This window comes from Nocardia sp. CWNU-33 (genome assembly GCF_046764895.1).
Classification (GTDB): Bacteria; Actinomycetota; Actinomycetes; order Mycobacteriales; family Mycobacteriaceae; genus Nocardia.
In genome coordinates this window covers 1-16885 of record NZ_JBKOQN010000032.1, presented here as the reverse complement: position 1 = coordinate 16885, position 16885 = coordinate 1, and the positions used below count along the sequence as shown (strand labels likewise).

Sequence of the window (16885 nt, the reverse complement as noted above, 5' to 3'; positions counted from 1 at the left end):
GCGGCACATGATTCGACAGCAGCGGGAGCACCCATCGCACGGGTGCTCCCGCTGCTGTCGCCCGCCCACCTGGACCGTGACTTCGACTACCTCGTCCCCCCGGAGTTGGACGCCATCGCCCAACCCGGCGTCCGAGTCCGCGTCCGTTTCGCGGGCCGGCTGGTCGACGGCTACCTCCTGGCCCGCCTCGCCCGCAGCGACCATTCCGGCAAGCTCGTCAAACTCGAACGTGTCGTCTCCCCGGAGCGAGTTCTCACTCCCGAAATCCTGAAGCTCGCCACCGCCGTCGCTGCCCGCTACGCAGGCACCCGAGCCGACGTACTGCGCCTGGCCATCCCGCCCCGTCACGCTCGCACCGAATCCGCCGGCTCGAAGAAGCCTGCCGAGTCGGCAGTGGCGCAAGAAGATTCGGTCGCCTCCGGCGATGTACAACCGGAGCATGCGCCGGGTGCTGATGCCGCCGGTCGACGTGGCGGCACCGCTTCCGCCGCGCCCGCTCCGAAGGCTGACCCTGCTGCGGCCGCTGGTGCCCACTTGGTTTCGGGCGATGATCGCGGTGGCCCCACGACGGCCGCAGCCTTCATGCGCTCGGCGTCGCCTCACGCAACGGCCTCCACGAAACCTGATGCAGCCGAATCTGGTTCAGGCGATGGCCCGAATTCGGTCGGTGGATCCGCGATGGCCGTCGCGTCCGCGCCGACCGTAGCGCCGGTAGTGGGGGACAGCACGCCGCCCGGCGCGGATTCGGCTGCCGTACGAACCAATTCCCCCGCGGACGCTGCAACGGAGAGCTCGGCCTCCGGATCTCGCCATGACCTCAACATCGATTCTGTTGCCTCCGTGTCGGATTCGCGTCCACCAGGTGCTCCGGCCGGCCCGAGCGATGAGACTGCCGGAGCCGACGGTGCGACGGAGCAGATATCCAGCCTCCGGTCGCCGCATCGTGACACACCTGACCCCGTTTCCATCGGGCTGGTCGAGGTGGATTCGGGTGTCGACGGCGCGTCGGCGTCCGGTGGTGGCGGTGATGCTGTCGGGAAATCGTCTATCTCTGGTGTTCCTGCGGCGTCTGCGCGGGTGCTGTCCATCGATCCGGCTGTGGCCGAGGTGGATTCGGGTGTCGATCGTGCGCCGGGATCTGCTCGTCACGGCGATCGCGTCGGGAAATCGTCGCCCACTGTGGCCGTGGACTTCAGCGCCGAGCGCACTGTCGATCCGACGCCGTGGGACCGGTACATCCATGGGACCGCGTTCCTGGACGCACTGGGGCAGGGGAGGGGGCCGCGGGCGGCGTGGCAGGCGTTGCCGGGGGAGGATTGGGCGCGGCGGTTGGCGGAGTTGGCTGCGGTGGTTGTCAGGCGGGGGCGCAGTGCGATTCTGATGGTGCCCGATCAGCGAGATCTCGATCGGGTGCTGGCGGAATGTGTTCGGCTGGTGGGGGATTCGGCGGTCGGATTGGCGGCTGGGCTGGGGCCCGCAGCCCGGTATCGGCGATGGCTTGCGGCGTTGCGCGGGACAGCACGGGTGGTGGTCGGAACACGGAGTGTGGTGTTCGCGCCGGCGACGGAGCTGGGCCTGATCGCGATCTGGGACGACGGCGACGACACCTATGCCGAGCAGCGAGCGCCGTATCCCCATGCGCGCGAAGTCGCGATGCTGCGCGCGCACGAGACAGGTGCGGCCTTCATCGCAGCGGGGTTCGCGCGGACAGCGGAGATACAGGCCGTTGTCGATTCGGGATGGGCGCACGATCTGGTCGCCGACCGCGGGGTGGTGCGGAAGTTCTCGCCGCGGATCAGCGCACCGGGGGACACCGACATGGCGTTGGAGCGCGACCCGATTGCGCGCGCTGTACGCATCCCCGGAGTGGGGTTCGCGGCCGCGCGGTCGGCGTTGAAAGAAGGTGCGGCGGTATTGGTGCAGGTGCCACGGCGCGGCTATGTGCCGTCGCTGGCCTGCGCGAAATGCCGGACGCCCGCGCGCTGTCGGCACTGCAATGGGCCACTTGCGCTGCCGGAGGTTCGCTCGCACCACGACGACGTCGCGCACAGTCCGAGCTGCCGCTGGTGCGGCATCGTCGAGGCGGCCTTCCGCTGTGCGAGCTGTGGGTCGCGGGCCTTACGTGCGGTCGTCATCGGGGCCTTACGCACCGCGGAAGAGCTCGGTCGCGCCTTTCCCGGTGTGCCGATTCGCGGTTCCAGCGGCGGCGCGATGCTGGACACCGTCGAACCGGGCCCGCAGGTCGTGGTCGCGACGGTTGGCGCCGAACCGGTGCTGCCCGGCGGTTACGGCGTCGCGCTGCTGCTGGACGGCTGGGCGCTGCTGAGCCGGGCGGACTTGCGCGCCGCCGAGGATACGCTTCGGCGATGGATGTCGGCGGCCACCTTGGTTCGCGCGCACGGTCAGGTCATCGTGATGGCCGATCCGTCGATTCCCACCGTGCAAGCGCTGTTGCGCTGGGATCCGGTCGGCCATGCGCACGCCGAGGTGGCCGGTCGCCTCGAGGTCGGCTTCCCGCCTGCGGTCCGCATGGCCGCCGTCGACGGCTCCGCTGATGCGGTCGCCGAATTGCTCGCTGCCGCAAACCTTCCCGAAGGCGTCGATGTCCTCGGCCCCGTCCCCCTCCCACCCGGCGCCCGCAAACCCTTTGCCGGTGACAGCCCCGTCGAAGTCGAACGCATGCTCCTGCGCGTCGATCGCACTGCCGGTGCTGCGCTGTCTCGAGCTCTTACCGCCGCCCAGGCAGTCCGCAGCACCCATCGATCCGACGCACCTCTTCGCGTCCAAATAGATCCGGTCGACATCGGCTGACCGTGGCCGACCAGGCGCGAGTCGGCTGTTGCGAACTGCATTCCGGCACCGCCGGAGTCTTCTGACCGCCGCCTGCCGCCTGCCGTCGGCATCTGCGCTGGCCCGCCGGCAGTCGTGCGCTGTGCCGCCCGGTCTGCCGGTCGCCGCTGTCGCCGCGTCTTACTGTTCCTCGTCGTAGTGGTGTAGCCGAAGTTTGCCGGAACTTGGGCAATGGATACGTGCCACGCGCCGAGGTCGACGCTGTGTTCCGCGAGGGCGCCGACCTGGTCCTCGTCGACCGAAACCGGTTGCGGCTGGCTCGTTTCGGTGCATCCGACCTCAGCCGCCGCGACATCGCGGCGGCCTTCCGCAAGCACGGCTATCCCTGGCTGGATCGCGACGATCCCTTCGGCGCGGAATTCTCCCGCTGGATCGATGGCATGCCCGGAGTCGGTGACGATGTCAGCGCCCTGCTGCGGGCCCGCAGACGCGCTGTCGCCGACAAGAAGCCGTTCGCGATCGAGGAAGTCGACGAGAAGTTGATCGCCCTTGCCGTCGATGTCCGGGATCGCAAGGGTGAGCAGTTTATTCGCACTGCCCTACGACCGAGTTGACAGCGTTCGCCCTCGAACGTTGTCAACAAGCCGGACTACTTGAACGCGACCATGTTTCGCCGAGCCCAGTCCGCGAAGCTGTGCGGTGCGCGCCCGAGCACCTTTGCGACGTCCGGGGACACCTGCTGCTCCGCCGAAGTGGGTGCGCCGATGATGGCCAGCGTGGTCTCGACGACCGGTTCCGGCATGAACTGCGCCATCTGTGCGCGCGCCTCCTCGCGGGTCTGCTCGACGAAACGGATCGGCTCGCCGAGTGCGGCACCGAGGTCATCGGCCCGCTGGCGCGGTGTGCTGAGGGCGGGACCGGTCAACGTATAGATCTGCCCGGTGTGGCCGTCCTCACGCAAAGCTGCCGCGGCAACTTCGGCAATGTCGGCCGGATCGATGACCGGCAGGCCGACATCGCCGAAAGGCGCCGCGACCGTGCGCTGGGTGCGGGCCGACTCGACCCAGGCGTACGCATTGGAGGCGAAGGCGCCGGGCCGCAGGATCGTCCACTCCAGCCCTGACTCCAGCACAGCTTCCTCGATCGATCGTCCCAACTGCCCGTGCGAAGGCGACTCCGGTCGGGTGGCGACGCCTTGCGAGGACAGCTGCACAACCCGCTGGATTCCGGCGGATTTCGCGAGTTCGAGAATGGCCCGCGGGTTCATCAGATGGGCGCTGGTCCCGGTGTCGTGCAGAAAGAGCGCCTTCGCGCCTGCGAACGCGGGGGCGAGGGTTTCGGGCTCGGTCACATCGGAGCGCTGGTGGCGTACGCCGTCGGGTAGTGCCGGCGGCGTGGTTCCGCGGGACACTGCGGTCACCTGTTCGCCCGCCGCGGCGAGGGTCTGTACGAGGGTGCGTCCGACATTGCCGGTTGCTCCGGTTACAACGATCACTTCGACTCTTTAGTTAGTTGACTGACTAACGGAAACGTAGCCTACAATCCGAAATCTGTCTATAGTCAGTTGAATAACTAACTCGGAGGAAGGCGGGCGCATGACAGGCAAGCGGGAGCGGCTGGCCGCTGCGGCGGCCGAGGTGTTCCATCGGCAGGGCGTCGAGAAGACGACGATCGCCGACATCGCCACCGCCGCGGAGGTGCCGGTCGGCAATGTGTACTACTACTTCAAAACGAAGGATCAGCTGGTCCAGGCAGCGCTCGGCGCGCACGCGCGGTCACTCCAGGATCTGATCGTCGTGCTGGAAGAACACGAGCAGCCGCGGGAGCGGTTACAGGCGCTGGTGCGGGGCTGGGTCGAGCAGCGCGAGGTGGCCGCTCAGTTCGGCTGTCCCACGGGAACATTGGCCACCGAGCTCGGCAAGCGCGCCGACGGCCTCGATCGGGAGTCGGCGGCGAATATGCGTGCGTTGATCGACTGGGTCGAGCGGCAATTCGCAGCGATGGGGCGCAGCGATGCGGGCGAGCTGGCGGTTGCCCTGGTCGCGTCGTATCAGGGAATATCGTTGCTCACCAACACCTTCCGCGACCCCGAGCTCATGCGCACCGAGGGGCTTCGCCTGGAGCGCTGGATCGATGGACTGCAGTCGTGATCTCGGTCCGGCCCACGGCTACGCCTGGATGATTCAGATGTGGTGGGGTCATTCGTCGGCGACGCGCGCGTGCTCGATGTCCGCGATGGCGCGCGCCCGCGACCGTGTCGCGCGATCGCGTTCGTCGCCCATGCCGACGAGCAGGTCGAGCATCGTTGCGTCGAGAGCGTGGGCGACGCTCGGTCCATCTGGCCCGAGATAGCCGGCGAGTTCGAGCATCACCATGCCATGGGTCAACCCCCAAACCCGGCCGGCTACGTCGGTCGCGGGACCGTCGCGAATCCGCTCGGCGGCGATGATTCGCTCGACCGTTCGAATCAGTCCGTCGAAACCGGTGTCGCCGACCGGCAGTGTGTCCCGGCCGGCCGAGACTGTCGGCTTCGGGCCCGGTTTCGGTGGCGTGGCCAGCCGGAACATCAGTCGATAGCGCTGCGGACTTGCCAGCGCGTATTGGCGATAGGCTTGGCTCATGCGGAAGAGGTCCGCCACCGGGTCGTCGCTGGCGGGCGCGGCCTCGAGTGCCGCGCTGAAGCGGGCGAGTGCTTCTGCGACGATGGCTTCCAGTAGCCGGTGCATACCGCCGAAATGGGTGTACACGGCCATGGTCGAGGCGCCGATTTCGGCGCCGATACGGCGGGCCTGTAGCGCCTCGGTGCCGCCTTCTTCCAGCAGCCGCAGGCTCGCTTCGATGATTTTTTGACGTGGGTCCGGATCTGCTGTACGCCGACTGCCGTCCATAGCTGCGTTAATCTACTGCGGATAACATTGTTATCAGGCCAAGGGGTCATATCCGGCTATCACGTCGTGTTCCGACGGGCTTCCGGGGGAGCTGACTGTTGGGCGGAGAGCGGTACGCCGCTCGTCTCAGGGCTGCGCATCGAATCGGTGTGCGGCCTCTTGTTTTATCCGTCCGGTTGGTTTGTGTCGGCCCTCACTCTTGTCGGCGATGCATTGTCGATATATCGTCGATAATATGAACCGAACGCGAAAGTCTGAGGAGGCAATCATGCAAAGCAGGGAACAACGAGATTTCGGACGGCGTGGCCGATGGAACCGGCCAGGGGTAGAAGAGTGTGGACCTGAGCGACATCAGCATCGTCGCGGTGGGCGGCACGGCTTCGGTCCCGAGTTCGGTCCGGGCTTCGGCCCCGGTTTCGGACCGCACTTCGGCCGTGGACGCGGCCGCGGTGGCCGAGGTCGGCGCGGTGACGTGCGTGCGGCCGTGCTGCTGCTGCTCACCGAGCGGCCGATGCACGGATACGAACTCATCCAGCAGATCAGGGAGCGCAGCGACGACGTCTGGCGGCCGAGCCCGGGGTCCATCTACCCCGCGCTTGCGCAGCTCGAGGACGAGGGTCTGGTGCTCATCGAGAAGGTGGCGGGTCGCAAGACTGCGAAGCTCACCGAAACCGGCACCGAGTACGTCACGGCGAATCGGGACGAGCTCGGCGACCCGTGGGCAGATATCAAGGAAGGCGTCGGCGCACAGGCCATCGATCTGCGCGGGCTGGTCGGCCAGTTGATGGGTGCTGTCGGGCAGGTCGCGGCGGCGGGCACTCCCGCGCAGGCGACCAAGGCGGCCGAGGTGCTCACCGAGGCGCGCAAGGCGCTATACCGCATCCTCGCCGAGGATGAAAGCCCTGAGAAGTCATAGCCGTCGCTAGCTAACAGAAGTGTGAAACACCTCTTCCCAGCGCGCATTCCCCACCCTTTCGGGTGGATCATTGTGAGATGGAACAGTTAGGTGGATTGTGGGGTTGGGGTTGTTCACAATTGTGTCGTGTCGCGCTCGTCAGCGCACTGGCCGGAGCCGTCATCGTCGGCTCCGGCGCGGCACCTACCACAGCAGGGGCTGAACCTGCGGGCTATCGGCCTGCGGACGTGCCCACCGAACCCGCTCCGCCGCAACCGGATCACCTGGCCGCCGCGACGTATCTGAAGACGCACCCGAACGCGGTTCCCGCAGGCACCAACGATTTCGGCTGCGCTCCGACCGCCGCCCACCCACGGCCGGTGGTGCTCGCGCACGGCACCGATTCCACCGCGTACTCCGACTGGTCGGCCATCGCGCCGCAGCTCACTGCGGCAGGCTTCTGCGTTTTCGCGCTCAACTACGGCGGCAAGCCGGGTGCGGAAAGCTATGGAACCGAGGATCTGTGGTTGGGCGCGCACCAGATCGGTGCGTTCGTCGACGACGTGCTCGCCGCCACCGGAGCGACGCAGGTCGATCTCGTCGGGTTCTCCCAGGGCGCCAACGTGACTCGCCTCTACATCAACAAGCTCGGCGGCGCACCCAAGGTCGTCCAGTGGGTCGGCATCGCGTCCCCGAGCTATGGCGGGGTGATGTACGGACTGGTGCCGGTCGCGCAGGCGATTCCCGGCGCGCTGCAGGCATTTCAGCTGGTGACTTCGCTGGCGGCGGTGCAGCAGGCGCAGGGTTCGCCGCTCATGATCGAACTCAATGCCGGCGGTGACACGGTCCCCGGGGTGCAGTACACCACCATCGGCAGTCGGGTCGACGAGATGATCCAGCCCTTCGAGAACATTGCGCTGCACGGTCCCGGCGCGCGCAATATCGCCCTACAGGATCTGTGTCCCGCGGACCTGACCGGTCATTTCCATATGGTCTACGACCCGTTCGTGCAGCAACTGCTGCTCACCGTGCTGGATCCGGCACACGCAGCTGCGCCGACCTGCGTAGCCGTAGCCCTCGGCACCGGCATCCCCGAAGTGATCATCGCCGGAAACTCCTGATCGCAGCGCACGAATGGCGCCCCGTCGGGCCGGGCGAGGGTCCGCGGGGTCGGCAGACGGATATTGGGCCGGGTGGAGCGGCTGGGCACATGCTCAGCGGGTCGGCCAGTAGCCATGGGGCGCCGTGTCGTCCGCTGTCTCGCCGAATTCGCCCACATTGGTGACGCCGAGGTGGAGGAGAAGTCCCATTGCCACGATGCTGACGATGGTGATCAGTGGGGTCAGCAGCTGCATTGCTCCGGCGCCCGAGGGCGGGGGCAGGTGCATCGCATGGTGTGCGCGCATGGCGGCCATGCCGGTGTAGTGCATACCGCACACCGCCACCCCCATGATCAGGGCCGCGCCGCCGGTGGCGAACAAACCGCGCACGTGCAGGGTGAACCACAGCGCCGCGGTCGCCGCGACCACCGCGATGACGATCGACAGCGCCACTATTCGCATGTCGTAGTCGATGATTGCGTCGGAATTCATCGCGTACATGCCCGAGTAGTGCATAGTCCCCACACCTAGGCCGGTAACCGTGCCACCGCCCAACAGTGCGGACGCCCTTTTGGGCCGCCGGTTCACGATCGACAGCCCGATCCACACCACCGCCATCGCGATGATCGCACTGAGCAATGTGATCGGCACGTTGTACCGGATCGACGCTCCGTTGATCGAGAAGCCGAGCATCGCGATGAAATGCATGACCCAGATCCCGGTGCCGCCGAGCGCGACCGCCGCGGCAACAAGCCAGCCCGGGTGTCCGGCGCCGATCCGGGACCGGGCCACGCATCGCAGGCCCAGCAGTGAACCGACGACCGACATGACGTAAGCGAGGACGGGCGTGACCAATCCATAGCTGAAGTGATGAATTTCCAGCACACGAACTCCAATGCCAGCAGAGTGCTTCGATAGCGGCAGCTGCAACTGGGAGGCTACCCCCGGGAGCAAATAAAAAGGAAGTAGTTCCTCCGAAAGGAAAGTAAAGTTCAGAGCCCGGCCTGGTCAGGACGAGGCGCGGCCAGCGACTCGGTAGCTGATCACGCCCATGGCGTGGGCAAACCGTGCGCTTCCATGTTCAAGGCGCGCTGCCACCTGTGGCTCGACGAAGATCGGCCTCTTGGCGGAGATGGTTATCGGTCGGCCTGTCATCGGCGTGGGTTGGTCGCCTGCTGGCATCACCAGCTTCGGGGTCGGCTCAGCCGGACGGTCGACCCGGCTTGGGCCGTGAATCTGCGTCCACAACTGTCAGCACATCGTGGGATTCGGCGAGCAACTCCAGCAGCTCAGCGTCTGTTGTACGGGTGAACGCTCGGTCTATAGCTTGGCGGGTTCCCTTGCTGTTGAGCCACCGGACAACCTCGCTGTGCGGGTTGCCGGTGGGGTCCCAGAAGGCATTGGTCGGTACCAGTGCGCCGTGCCGAAGAGCGACGTCGTCGATGAGGAAGTCACGCAGGTGATGAATGGCTGCGGAAGTCTCCAGCCGCGACCAGCTCGTCAGATATGGGGCGACGCTGTCGGCTGCTCTTCCCAACGCGCACAACAACGCTGCGGGATCCTCGAATGCCGGGTATTCGGTGAGAACATCGTCCCACAGTGCGTCCATCAGTTCGGTTATGACGCCCGCCTCCGGCCATGATTTCCAGTCGGCGCGACGCAGGTGGTCGTACACGATCTCGATATCGGGCCAATTCAGTGCGCCGGTGTGGCACAGCTCCAGAATGCGCGGCGTGAAGTACCGCAGGTCCGCGGCCGACCCCATCGTCGTCATCGAACTGGTCGCGTAGTGCTGGAGATCGTCAGCGCCCAGCATCCTTCGTGGTTTGCTCAGCAGGACGGCGACTTCTTCGGCCGTGGTGCAGCAGGGACAGGCGTCGATGCGTGTCGGTCGCTTCGCCTGCGCGAACGCCGCATCCAGTTCAGCGAGTACTTCTCGGAACGGACGGAAGTCACCGCTGCCTGGCATGGCGGAACGCTAACAAAGCGGCGGAGGTTTCGTCGCTATGACTGGCTGCGCGCGGGGTTCGCAGGGACAGATCAGCGAATCGAAACCGGCGCGGGCTGGTCGACGACCTCGAGTACGACGAATCGGCGTTCGCCGGATTTGCGCCCGATGTGTTGCAGCATCAGCATTTCGCGCGCCGAATACGAACCCGAGCCCGGCTCGGTAGAGCCGGATCGGCGCGCGCACCGGTTCGACGAGCGCCAGCACCACTGCCGCGCTGGCCTCGGGGCGCCGGTCGAGAATTGCTCGCGAAACCATCCGGTCATCGCGGCACGCACTTGGGTGACCCAACTCGATTCGCAGCCGCTCGTGGCGGGTGGCGGCCAACATCATCTCGCTCATCGCTCCGTCGCCGGGGCGGATGCGGTGTAGGAACCGATCGCGTGAGTAACTGTGTCATCGCGGCCGGTCCGGACACCGTGAGCACCCGGCCAGCACGTCGGAATGGCATCGAATCGCAGGATGTTTGTGCGTCGGTCGGCCGCCCTTCGCTCCACGTAAGATAACCGGTACAGGTCCACTCCTCGAGGAGGCTGGCGATGACCGACAGCCCACGATCGATCGCAGAAATCGACAAAGCGCTCCCATCGGGTGAGGATCAGGAGCGATTTTCCGGCTACGGGTTGATGGGGATGCCATTCACCAGCGGCCACTACTTGGCGATGCGGCATTTCCCTGCCAGCTCGCTCGGTGCCGGGTACGACTCGGTGTGGCATCGAGACCCGGCCGGTGAATGGGTGATCTACAGCAGTCTTTCCCCGGAGGCCAGCTGCGCCCGCTATTTCGGCTCGGCACTCGAAGACGCACGGGTTGAACACATCTCGATAACCTGGACGGGTCCGTCCGCGTTCACCGTGGAGGTGCCCGACAGGCTCATGTGGGATCTCGAGCTGGGACGATCGGCGGCGACGGCGGCAATGACGGGTCTCGGTCGCATGCTGCCTGCAGCTTTGTGGCGAAGCCCTGCCGTCCTGTCGCTGATGTCGCGGGTTGCGGGTCCGGCGCTGGGCGTCGGGCGGGTGCGGCTCAGTGGCACTTCCCCGAACGGTCAATGGTTCCGGGCCAATCCGCGGATGCTGTGGACCGTCGAGAGCAGTAGGGCACGGATCGATGGCATCGATATCGGTCCTCCGGGGCCGCTGGCCGAGCAGGCGAGGTTGGGCGACTTCTGGCTGCCGCAACGCGGAATGTTCGTCGTCGGCGAGGCATATTTCGAGCAGTACGATGCGGCACGCCATCAGGCGGCCCGCCCCGGCTCATAATGGCCGCGCTCGCTTCGGGCGGCGTCGGCCTCGGGGCGCCGTAGCATTCGCCGAAAATCGGGCTGGGTCTCAATCTCACGGCCACACGAACGGTTTTGCCAAACCGCCCGTGGGCGTGGCCGTGTCCGGACGGGGAAATGACCACCACGTTCTGCACCGGCGAGTATCGCTGTCAATACCCGTTGGGAACGTTCGGGCAGTTCGGGATGAGCCGAGATTCCCCGCTGACCCTGGCCCTGTCGATCTGCAACCTTCATGACAAGTGACTGGCTTTCCCGGTTCGCGTGCGTAAGGTCGACTGATCTTGTTCGAACACGGGCGTTGGAGATTATGTCGAGATTCGCGAAGTTGCTGCTGATCGCTGCCGGGGTTGTCGGCATGTCGTCGGTCGCGTTCCCGGTGCAGGCTCAGGAGGGGAGCCGGCGTATGCCCCGACGATGCTGGTGTTGGACGGGTCGGGGTCGATGAAAGCGGCGGATCCCGGTGGTGGGTCGAAGATGGACGCGGCCAAGACGGCGGTGCGGACCTTCGTGGGTGTGGCGCCGGCCGAGTCGAAGGTCGGTTTGACCGTGTATGGGACGTTCGTCGGATGCGGAGAAGGCGACCGGGTGTCGGGACGTGCGGTTCCTACGGGGTGCCGAGACCATCGACAGGGGTGCGTTGACATCCGCGGTGGACGGGATCGAGGCGAGTGGCTATACACCCATCGGCGCCGCACTGCGCAAGACCGCAGAGGCGTTGCCACAGTCGGGTCCGCGGTCGATCGTATTGGTCTCCGATGGTGAAGACACTTGTGCGCCACCGGATCCGTGTGAGGTGGCGCGCGAGTTGAATCAACAAGGGGTCAAGGTCGTGATCCACGCGATCGGGTTCGGGGTGGATGCGAAGTCCCGCGCACAAGTGGGATCTCCACCACCGGCTCGGCGATGATCATCGTGGGCGGGGTCGCCGTGCTGGGCCTGGTCTTCGGCGGCCTGATGCTCTGGCGGCGCCGGACCACCCCACCGGGACGATAGCCGGACGGTTATCGATCGCGCGGCTGGCGCGGGGCAGCGAAGACGAAAGGGGCGGAGTCTTCGGTGGTGAGCGACATCGAAGACTCCGTCGAGCAGTTCGCGGCCGCGATGATGCCGCCGGGATGCCCCGGTCGTTTCGCTCTCGTTCCGGCTTTGCCCACGCCATCGCCTGGTGATGAGGAGGCCGGCTCGCGGCGGGAGCGGCAGCCGGGCTGGGATACGGCCGGAGCGTTGTTCTGGCGAGCGCGCAACGGAGCATGCGACGATCTGGTGGGCACAACCATGGGAGATGTGATGACCACACTGGCACAGGCGGCGGAGCTCGCGCGTGATGAGAACGGGCTCGCCGTCGTCTCGACCCTCCGATCCGACGACACCATCCAGTCCACGGTGGTCAATGTCGGGCTGCTTGTTCATCCGGTGTCGGGCGAGCCGGTCCTGGGCTTCGTTACCTACGGCAAGGTGAAACTCGCCAATCTCCGTGTCCGACCGCAGGTAACCACTACCTTTCGGCGAGGCTGGGCATGGGCAACGGTCGAGGGCAGCGCCCAGATCGTCGGTCCCGACGATCCTGAGCCATGGATCGACGCCGAGGGGGTGCGCCTGCTTCTGCGCGATGTGTTCACGGCCGCCGGTGGTGAGCACGACGACTGGGACGAGTACGACCGGGTGATGGCAGCGGAACGTCGCGCCGTAGTTCTTGTCGAACCGAGTCGGGTCTACAGCAACGGCAGCTAGCACTTCTCGGCGAAAAGGATTGGGCCATGCGGATATTGAGGACGCCCGACGAGCGGTTCGCAGGGCTACCCGGCTTCCCGTTCGAACCGCACTACGTCGAGGTGGCGGCCGGTGACGGGACCATGCTGCGGGTGCACTACCTGGACGAAGGCCCGCCCGATGGGGAGGTCGTGCTGCTGCTGCACGGCGAACCGTCCTGGTCGTACCTGTACCGGCGGATGATCCCGGTCCTGGTGGCGGCCGGCCTGCGCGCGATCGCGATCGACCTGGTCGGTTTCGGCCGCAGCGACAAGCCGGCCGACCGTGACGCCTACACCTACCAGGCTCACGTCGAGTGGACCTGGGCTGCGGTCGAGGCGATCGGCCTCGACGGGATCACCCTGGTGTGCCAGGACTGGGGTGGATTGATCGGTCTGCGTCTGGTCGGTGAATATTCCGAACGTTTCGCAAGGGTCGTCGCCGCGAACACGTTTCTGCCGACAGGTGACCGCCATCCCGGCGATGCGTTCCTGGCTTGGCGTCGCTTCAGTCAGGAGACGCCCAACTTTCAAGCCGGGAAGATCGTCAACGGTGCCTGCCTGACCGACCTCACCCCCGAGGTGATCGCCGCATACGATGCTCCGTTCCCTGACGACACTTACAAGCAGGGCGCCCGCCAGTTCCCGCTACTGGTTCCGGTCAGTCCGGAGGATCCTGCTGCGCCCGCCAACCGGGCCGCGTGGGCTGCCTTGGAGACCTTCGAGCGTCCGTTCCTGTGTGCTTTCTCGGACTCTGATCCGATCACCCGCGGCGGAGATAAGGTGTTGTGCTCGAAAATCCCTGGTGCCGCCGGACATCCACCGGTCACCATCACCTCCGCAGCGCACTTCCTCCAAGAGGACAAGGGCGAAGAACTCGCCGCAGTTGTTGTCGACTTTGTCCGCGCGACTGCGCGATAGGTTCGGTGGCTCCGTTGCCGTGAGCTCCAGTAGCTCAGCACCGAACCGGTGTAGATCAAACCGTCGAAAATCGCTGTTTCCAGGGACCTCTGCGCGACCCTTCTAGGACGGGCTCGACGTTGTTCTCCCGCAAGATCGTCGGCTGGTCCATCGATTCCTCGCAGCGGTCTTCCCCGGTCGTGAACGCATGTCCGCGAAAGCGCGCAATGAGATCGGCGAGGGTGCGGCAGCGTTCTTGTGCTGGTCCGATTGCGGCCTGCCGGTTTCGCGGAGCCGCTACGCCCACCCCACCGCCGTCGGCGGATGACGTGATGACCAGGTTCGCGTGCTCGAATTCCGGGTGCCTGTACGCGTGGCATTACGTCCCAACGTGCCCGTACCGCGTCCCGGTGGCGCGCCCGGTCACCCGGGGTGTCCCAATCAACTCTCGATGTCTACGGCGATCTTTACGCCCGCCTCACGAAGTTCGTCCAGGGCCCGATCGATGCTGGCGGGGGAGACGCCGGCGGACAGGCCCAGGAGCACCCGGGTGTCGAACCCGGCGACGCGGGCATCCAAGGCGGTGGCGCGAACGCAGTGGTCGGTGGCGATGCCGCAGACATCCACAGTGTCGATTCCCTTGTTGCGTAACCAGTCCGCGAGGCCCGTGCCGTCTTTGGTGGCGCCTTCGAACCCGGAATAGGCGGCGGCGTAGGCGCCTTTGAAGAAGACCTCGTCGATCGGCGCGGTGTTCAGGTTCGGGTGGAAGTCGGCACCGGGGGTGGCGGCTCGGCAGTGTGGCGGCCACGTGTCGACGAAGTTCGGGTTGTCGGAGAAGTGCGCACCGGGGTCGATGTGGTAGTCGCGGGTGGCGGTGATCGCGGCGTAGTCGCTGACGCGCAGATACTCGCTGATCCGTTCGGCCAACACGGCCCCGCCTGCGACGGCCACCGAACCGCCCTCGCAGAAGTCGTTCTGTACGTCGACGATGATGAGAGCTCTGCTCATGGTGCCTCCTGAAATCGGTCCCGCAACGATTTTCGGCCCGCACCGAGTGTAAGGGTAATCACCAGTGCACATCGCCGAATACGCTGGCGTCCGGCTCACGACCACCGATCGTGAGCCCTCGAGCGGGGTGGGCCGACGCCTCGCGCCGTGCAAGGGGGATAACCTGAATCCGCTGTACGGGAGCCGCACACCGCCCGGTCTGCTGCATGATCAGGCTTGGGGCACGATGGTGGATTGCGGCCCTTGATCACTTGTTCTGTGATTCGACGGCAACCGATGTGCGACAAGGTATGTGGGACGACTGGAGGGTTGGATGGCGCAGGGGGGAGCGGGCGGCTTCGGGGGCAGGCTGAGTCGGCGTGCTGTCCTTGCCTCGGCCCTGGCCGCGACCTGGCTGGTAGGGGACACTTCCTCGAACAGCGTTGGGCGGGACGTTCAGCGGAACACGGTGGACGCGGCGCGGGATCCGGCTCATACCGACGTGTTGTTCGTCGGTGCACATCCGGACGATGAATCGAGCAACCTGTCCACCTTCGGACAGTGGCACGAAGACTTGGGCTGGAGCATCGGCGTCGTCACCGTCACGCGTGGCGAGGGTGGCGGCAATGCCGTCGGACTGGAGGAAGGGCCGGAGTTGGGTCTGATCCGGGAGATGGAGGAACGCAAGGCGACCGCCTTGGCCGGGGTCGAGAACATCTACTACCTCGACAAGCCGGACTTCTGGTACACCCTCTCCGCGCCGCTGACCGCGCGCATTTGGAGCGAGCAGGACACCATGGCCAGACTGGTGCGGCTGGTGCGGCTGACCACGCCGCACACGATCGTGGTGATGGACCCCCGGCCGTTCAACCAGCATGGCGGCCACCAACTCTCGGCACGTCTCGGCATCGAGGCGTTCCGACTGGCAGGGGATCCACTGGCGTATCCCGAGCAGATCACCGATGAAGGGCTGACGCCGTGGCATCCCAGCAGGCTTCTTGCCCAGAACTACGAGTTCGATTCGTTGCTCGGGCCAGACGCACCCAAACAGCGACGCACCGATCCCGACACCGGTTTGCCGGTCATCGGCGTGTGGTCCGGCACTCGCTCGCACGAACACAACACGACTTGGGCGCAGGTCGAGCGCGACGCGACTCGGCTTTATCTGACACAGGGTTTCGCCGCGAAGCCTGCGCAAGTGTCGTCGGACCCAGGGCAGCTCGGTTCCGATTGGTTCACCGTGCTGGCCGCGGACGGTCGGTTCGTCCAGGCGGCCGTGCACCGGCAAACCGGACTGAAGCCGCTGTACGCCGAGTTCCGTGACTGGGCGGACCGCGTCGGGTTGCCGTGGTTGGCCAACCGGGTCCAGCCGAACTATCCACCGAATCCGAGCACCACGATCCCGGCCGTTGCGGCTGCGCCTGTCCTCAACGGCGTCGAGGGACCCGGGGAGTATCCGGGGCCGGAACTGCCGCTCGCCGTCTGGGAGGGTGGCGGCGGATGCGCGGCGACAGCGAAGCTGGTCAGGCACGACGACGACCTGTACGTGCTGGTCAACGTCACCGACGACCGAAAGGGCGCCGAACTGGCGGCCGACGACATCAAGCGGCATTGGCGCACCGACTCGATCGAGATCGCCCTCGACCCACGCGGCGACTCCGACGACACCTCGACCACCCTCAAGACCGGCATCCTGCCGTACACGGCAGGCCGAGGTGGCCCAGCTGCCGAGCGCGACGCCGACAATCATCAGGGTGTGGCGGGCGAGGCGGTGCCGGGGATGCAGGTGGCCGCGATGGTCACCGAGCCGTACCGGGGGTACTCGATCGAGGTGAAGATCCCGCTCAACGGGCTTCCCGCAGCGGTCGATCCCACCAAGTTCGCGATGAACATCCTCGTCTACGACTCCGACACCGACGACAAGACCGGCCAGATCCGCCTGGCCTGGTCGCCATTTGGCAGCGCGCAGGCAGACCCCTACGTGTGGGGCACCGCAACACTCGTCGGCTACCGACCGCCAGCGGACCCCTCGACGCCCGAGGTGCCGCCCGCCATTCCGCAGACCGCCGCGCGTAGCGCCGACTCGTCTGCGTCGCTGGCCCAGACCAGACGTACCGGAGTGCCGATCGCGGGCGGCCCGCGGCCCAGACTCGCACGCTAGGTTCTGTCTCGAAGTGAGTGAATGGGGTGGCTCCGCGCAGCGGTGCCACCCCATCAGCGTGCTCGATGGAAGCTGTTGCCCGCGTTGGCATATGGGTGAGGTCTCCGGTATTTCGGATTAGCG

Annotated in this window: 15 protein-coding genes and 2 pseudogenes; 11 read left to right on the top strand and 6 right to left on the bottom strand. The window is 66.3% G+C overall.

Going from position 1 to position 16885, the window contains the following annotated elements; genetic code table 11:
* Nucleotides 1–42: 42 nt before the first annotated feature.
* Nucleotides 43–2811: a primosomal protein N' gene (locus ACLMAL_RS31060; protein ID WP_412002364.1), complete on the top strand. Its 2769-nt coding sequence runs from the start codon at nucleotides 43–45 to the stop codon at nucleotides 2809–2811.
* Between the two features lie 218 nt (nucleotides 2812–3029).
* The gene (locus ACLMAL_RS31055) at nucleotides 3030–3404 is read left to right on the top strand and encodes a hypothetical protein (protein WP_412002319.1); all 375 of its coding nucleotides are present in this window, start codon (nucleotides 3030–3032) and stop codon (nucleotides 3402–3404) included.
* A gap of 35 nt (nucleotides 3405–3439) precedes the next feature.
* Here the strand turns inward: ACLMAL_RS31055 and ACLMAL_RS31050 are convergent, their stop codons facing one another.
* The gene (locus tag ACLMAL_RS31050) at nucleotides 3440–4285 is read right to left on the bottom strand and encodes an NAD(P)H-binding protein (protein ID WP_412002318.1); all 846 of its coding nucleotides are present in this window, start codon (nucleotides 4283–4285) and stop codon (nucleotides 3440–3442) included.
* 100 nt (nucleotides 4286–4385) lie between these two features.
* Between ACLMAL_RS31050 and ACLMAL_RS31045 the strand changes: the two genes are divergently transcribed.
* Nucleotides 4386–4940, top strand: a complete 555-nt coding sequence (locus tag ACLMAL_RS31045; protein ID WP_328403059.1) for a TetR/AcrR family transcriptional regulator — start codon at nucleotides 4386–4388, stop codon at nucleotides 4938–4940.
* 48 nt (nucleotides 4941–4988) lie between these two features.
* Here ACLMAL_RS31045 and ACLMAL_RS31040 read toward each other — a convergent pair whose 3' ends face one another.
* On the bottom strand, nucleotides 4989–5678 hold the full coding sequence (locus ACLMAL_RS31040) for a TetR/AcrR family transcriptional regulator (protein ID WP_412002317.1): 690 nt from the start codon (nucleotides 5676–5678) through the stop codon (nucleotides 4989–4991).
* 268 nt (nucleotides 5679–5946) lie between these two features.
* On the opposite strand from ACLMAL_RS31040, the gene ACLMAL_RS31035 reads away from it, so the two are divergent.
* Nucleotides 5947–6594, top strand: coding sequence for a PadR family transcriptional regulator (locus ACLMAL_RS31035; RefSeq protein WP_412002316.1), 648 nt, complete (start codon nucleotides 5947–5949; stop codon nucleotides 6592–6594).
* Nucleotides 6595–6671: 77 nt separating this feature from the next.
* Nucleotides 6672–7694, top strand: a complete 1023-nt coding sequence (locus tag ACLMAL_RS31030) for an esterase/lipase family protein (RefSeq protein WP_412002315.1) — start codon at nucleotides 6672–6674, stop codon at nucleotides 7692–7694.
* Nucleotides 7695–7787: 93 nt separating this feature from the next.
* Here ACLMAL_RS31030 and ACLMAL_RS31025 read toward each other — a convergent pair whose 3' ends face one another.
* The 3 genes and pseudogenes from ACLMAL_RS31025 to ACLMAL_RS31015 form a co-directional block, all read right to left on the bottom strand.
* Nucleotides 7788–8558 (bottom strand): MHYT domain-containing protein, encoded by a 771-nt coding sequence (locus tag ACLMAL_RS31025; protein ID WP_412002314.1) that lies wholly within the window; start codon nucleotides 8556–8558, stop codon nucleotides 7788–7790.
* Between the two features lie 316 nt (nucleotides 8559–8874).
* The gene (locus ACLMAL_RS31020; protein ID WP_412002313.1) at nucleotides 8875–9642 is read right to left on the bottom strand and encodes a hypothetical protein; all 768 of its coding nucleotides are present in this window, start codon (nucleotides 9640–9642) and stop codon (nucleotides 8875–8877) included.
* A gap of 86 nt (nucleotides 9643–9728) precedes the next feature.
* A pseudogene (locus ACLMAL_RS31015) lies at nucleotides 9729–9867 on the bottom strand (nitroreductase family deazaflavin-dependent oxidoreductase); the annotation flags it as partial.
* 353 nt (nucleotides 9868–10220) lie between these two features.
* On the opposite strand from ACLMAL_RS31015, the gene ACLMAL_RS31010 reads away from it, so the two are divergent.
* The 5 genes and pseudogenes from ACLMAL_RS31010 (at nucleotide 10221) to ACLMAL_RS30990 (ending at nucleotide 13635) form a co-directional block, all read left to right on the top strand.
* The gene (locus ACLMAL_RS31010; protein WP_412002312.1) at nucleotides 10221–10943 is read left to right on the top strand and encodes a hypothetical protein; all 723 of its coding nucleotides are present in this window, start codon (nucleotides 10221–10223) and stop codon (nucleotides 10941–10943) included.
* 437 nt (nucleotides 10944–11380) lie between these two features.
* A pseudogene (locus tag ACLMAL_RS31005) lies at nucleotides 11381–11464 on the top strand (hypothetical protein); the annotation flags it as partial.
* 52 nt (nucleotides 11465–11516) lie between these two features.
* Entirely contained in the window at nucleotides 11517–11873 is a 357-nt protein-coding gene (locus ACLMAL_RS31000) for a vWA domain-containing protein (RefSeq protein ID WP_412002311.1), read from the top strand.
* 380 nt (nucleotides 11874–12253) lie between these two features.
* Nucleotides 12254–12697 (top strand): TIGR03618 family F420-dependent PPOX class oxidoreductase, encoded by a 444-nt coding sequence (locus ACLMAL_RS30995; RefSeq protein ID WP_412002363.1) that lies wholly within the window; start codon nucleotides 12254–12256, stop codon nucleotides 12695–12697.
* 26 nt (nucleotides 12698–12723) lie between these two features.
* Nucleotides 12724–13635, top strand: a complete 912-nt coding sequence (locus ACLMAL_RS30990) for a haloalkane dehalogenase (RefSeq protein ID WP_412002310.1) — start codon at nucleotides 12724–12726, stop codon at nucleotides 13633–13635.
* 420 nt (nucleotides 13636–14055) lie between these two features.
* On the opposite strand, the gene ACLMAL_RS30985 is transcribed toward ACLMAL_RS30990, so the two are convergent.
* Nucleotides 14056–14622, bottom strand: a complete 567-nt coding sequence (locus tag ACLMAL_RS30985; RefSeq protein ID WP_328403039.1) for a nicotinamidase — start codon at nucleotides 14620–14622, stop codon at nucleotides 14056–14058.
* 313 nt (nucleotides 14623–14935) lie between these two features.
* On the opposite strand from ACLMAL_RS30985, the gene ACLMAL_RS30980 reads away from it, so the two are divergent.
* Nucleotides 14936–16762, top strand: a complete 1827-nt coding sequence (locus ACLMAL_RS30980; protein WP_412002309.1) for a sugar-binding protein — start codon at nucleotides 14936–14938, stop codon at nucleotides 16760–16762.
* The last annotated feature ends 123 nt before the right edge of the window (nucleotides 16763–16885 follow it).

Bases quoted from the DNA above. Each gene is read 5' to 3' on its own strand.
- ACLMAL_RS31045 (WP_328403059.1), top strand. From the start codon at position 4,386: ATGACAGGCAAGCGGGAGCGGCTGGCCGCTGCGGCGGCCGAGGTGTTC.
- ACLMAL_RS31040 (WP_412002317.1), bottom strand. From the start codon at position 5,678: ATGGACGGCAGTCGGCGTACAGCAGATCCGGACCCACGTCAAAAAATC.
- ACLMAL_RS31035 (WP_412002316.1), top strand. From the start codon at position 5,947: ATGCAAAGCAGGGAACAACGAGATTTCGGACGGCGTGGCCGATGGAAC.
- ACLMAL_RS31030 (WP_412002315.1), top strand. From the start codon at position 6,672: ATGGAACAGTTAGGTGGATTGTGGGGTTGGGGTTGTTCACAATTGTGT.
- ACLMAL_RS31020 (WP_412002313.1), bottom strand. From the start codon at position 9,642: ATGCCAGGCAGCGGTGACTTCCGTCCGTTCCGAGAAGTACTCGCTGAA.
- ACLMAL_RS31010 (WP_412002312.1), top strand. From the start codon at position 10,221: ATGACCGACAGCCCACGATCGATCGCAGAAATCGACAAAGCGCTCCCA.
- ACLMAL_RS31000 (WP_412002311.1), top strand. From the start codon at position 11,517: ATGGGACGTTCGTCGGATGCGGAGAAGGCGACCGGGTGTCGGGACGTG.
- ACLMAL_RS30995 (WP_412002363.1), top strand. From the start codon at position 12,254: ATGACCACACTGGCACAGGCGGCGGAGCTCGCGCGTGATGAGAACGGG.
- ACLMAL_RS30990 (WP_412002310.1), top strand. From the start codon at position 12,724: ATGCGGATATTGAGGACGCCCGACGAGCGGTTCGCAGGGCTACCCGGC.
- ACLMAL_RS30985 (WP_328403039.1), bottom strand. From the start codon at position 14,622: ATGAGCAGAGCTCTCATCATCGTCGACGTACAGAACGACTTCTGCGAG.
- ACLMAL_RS30980 (WP_412002309.1), top strand. From the start codon at position 14,936: ATGGCGCAGGGGGGAGCGGGCGGCTTCGGGGGCAGGCTGAGTCGGCGT.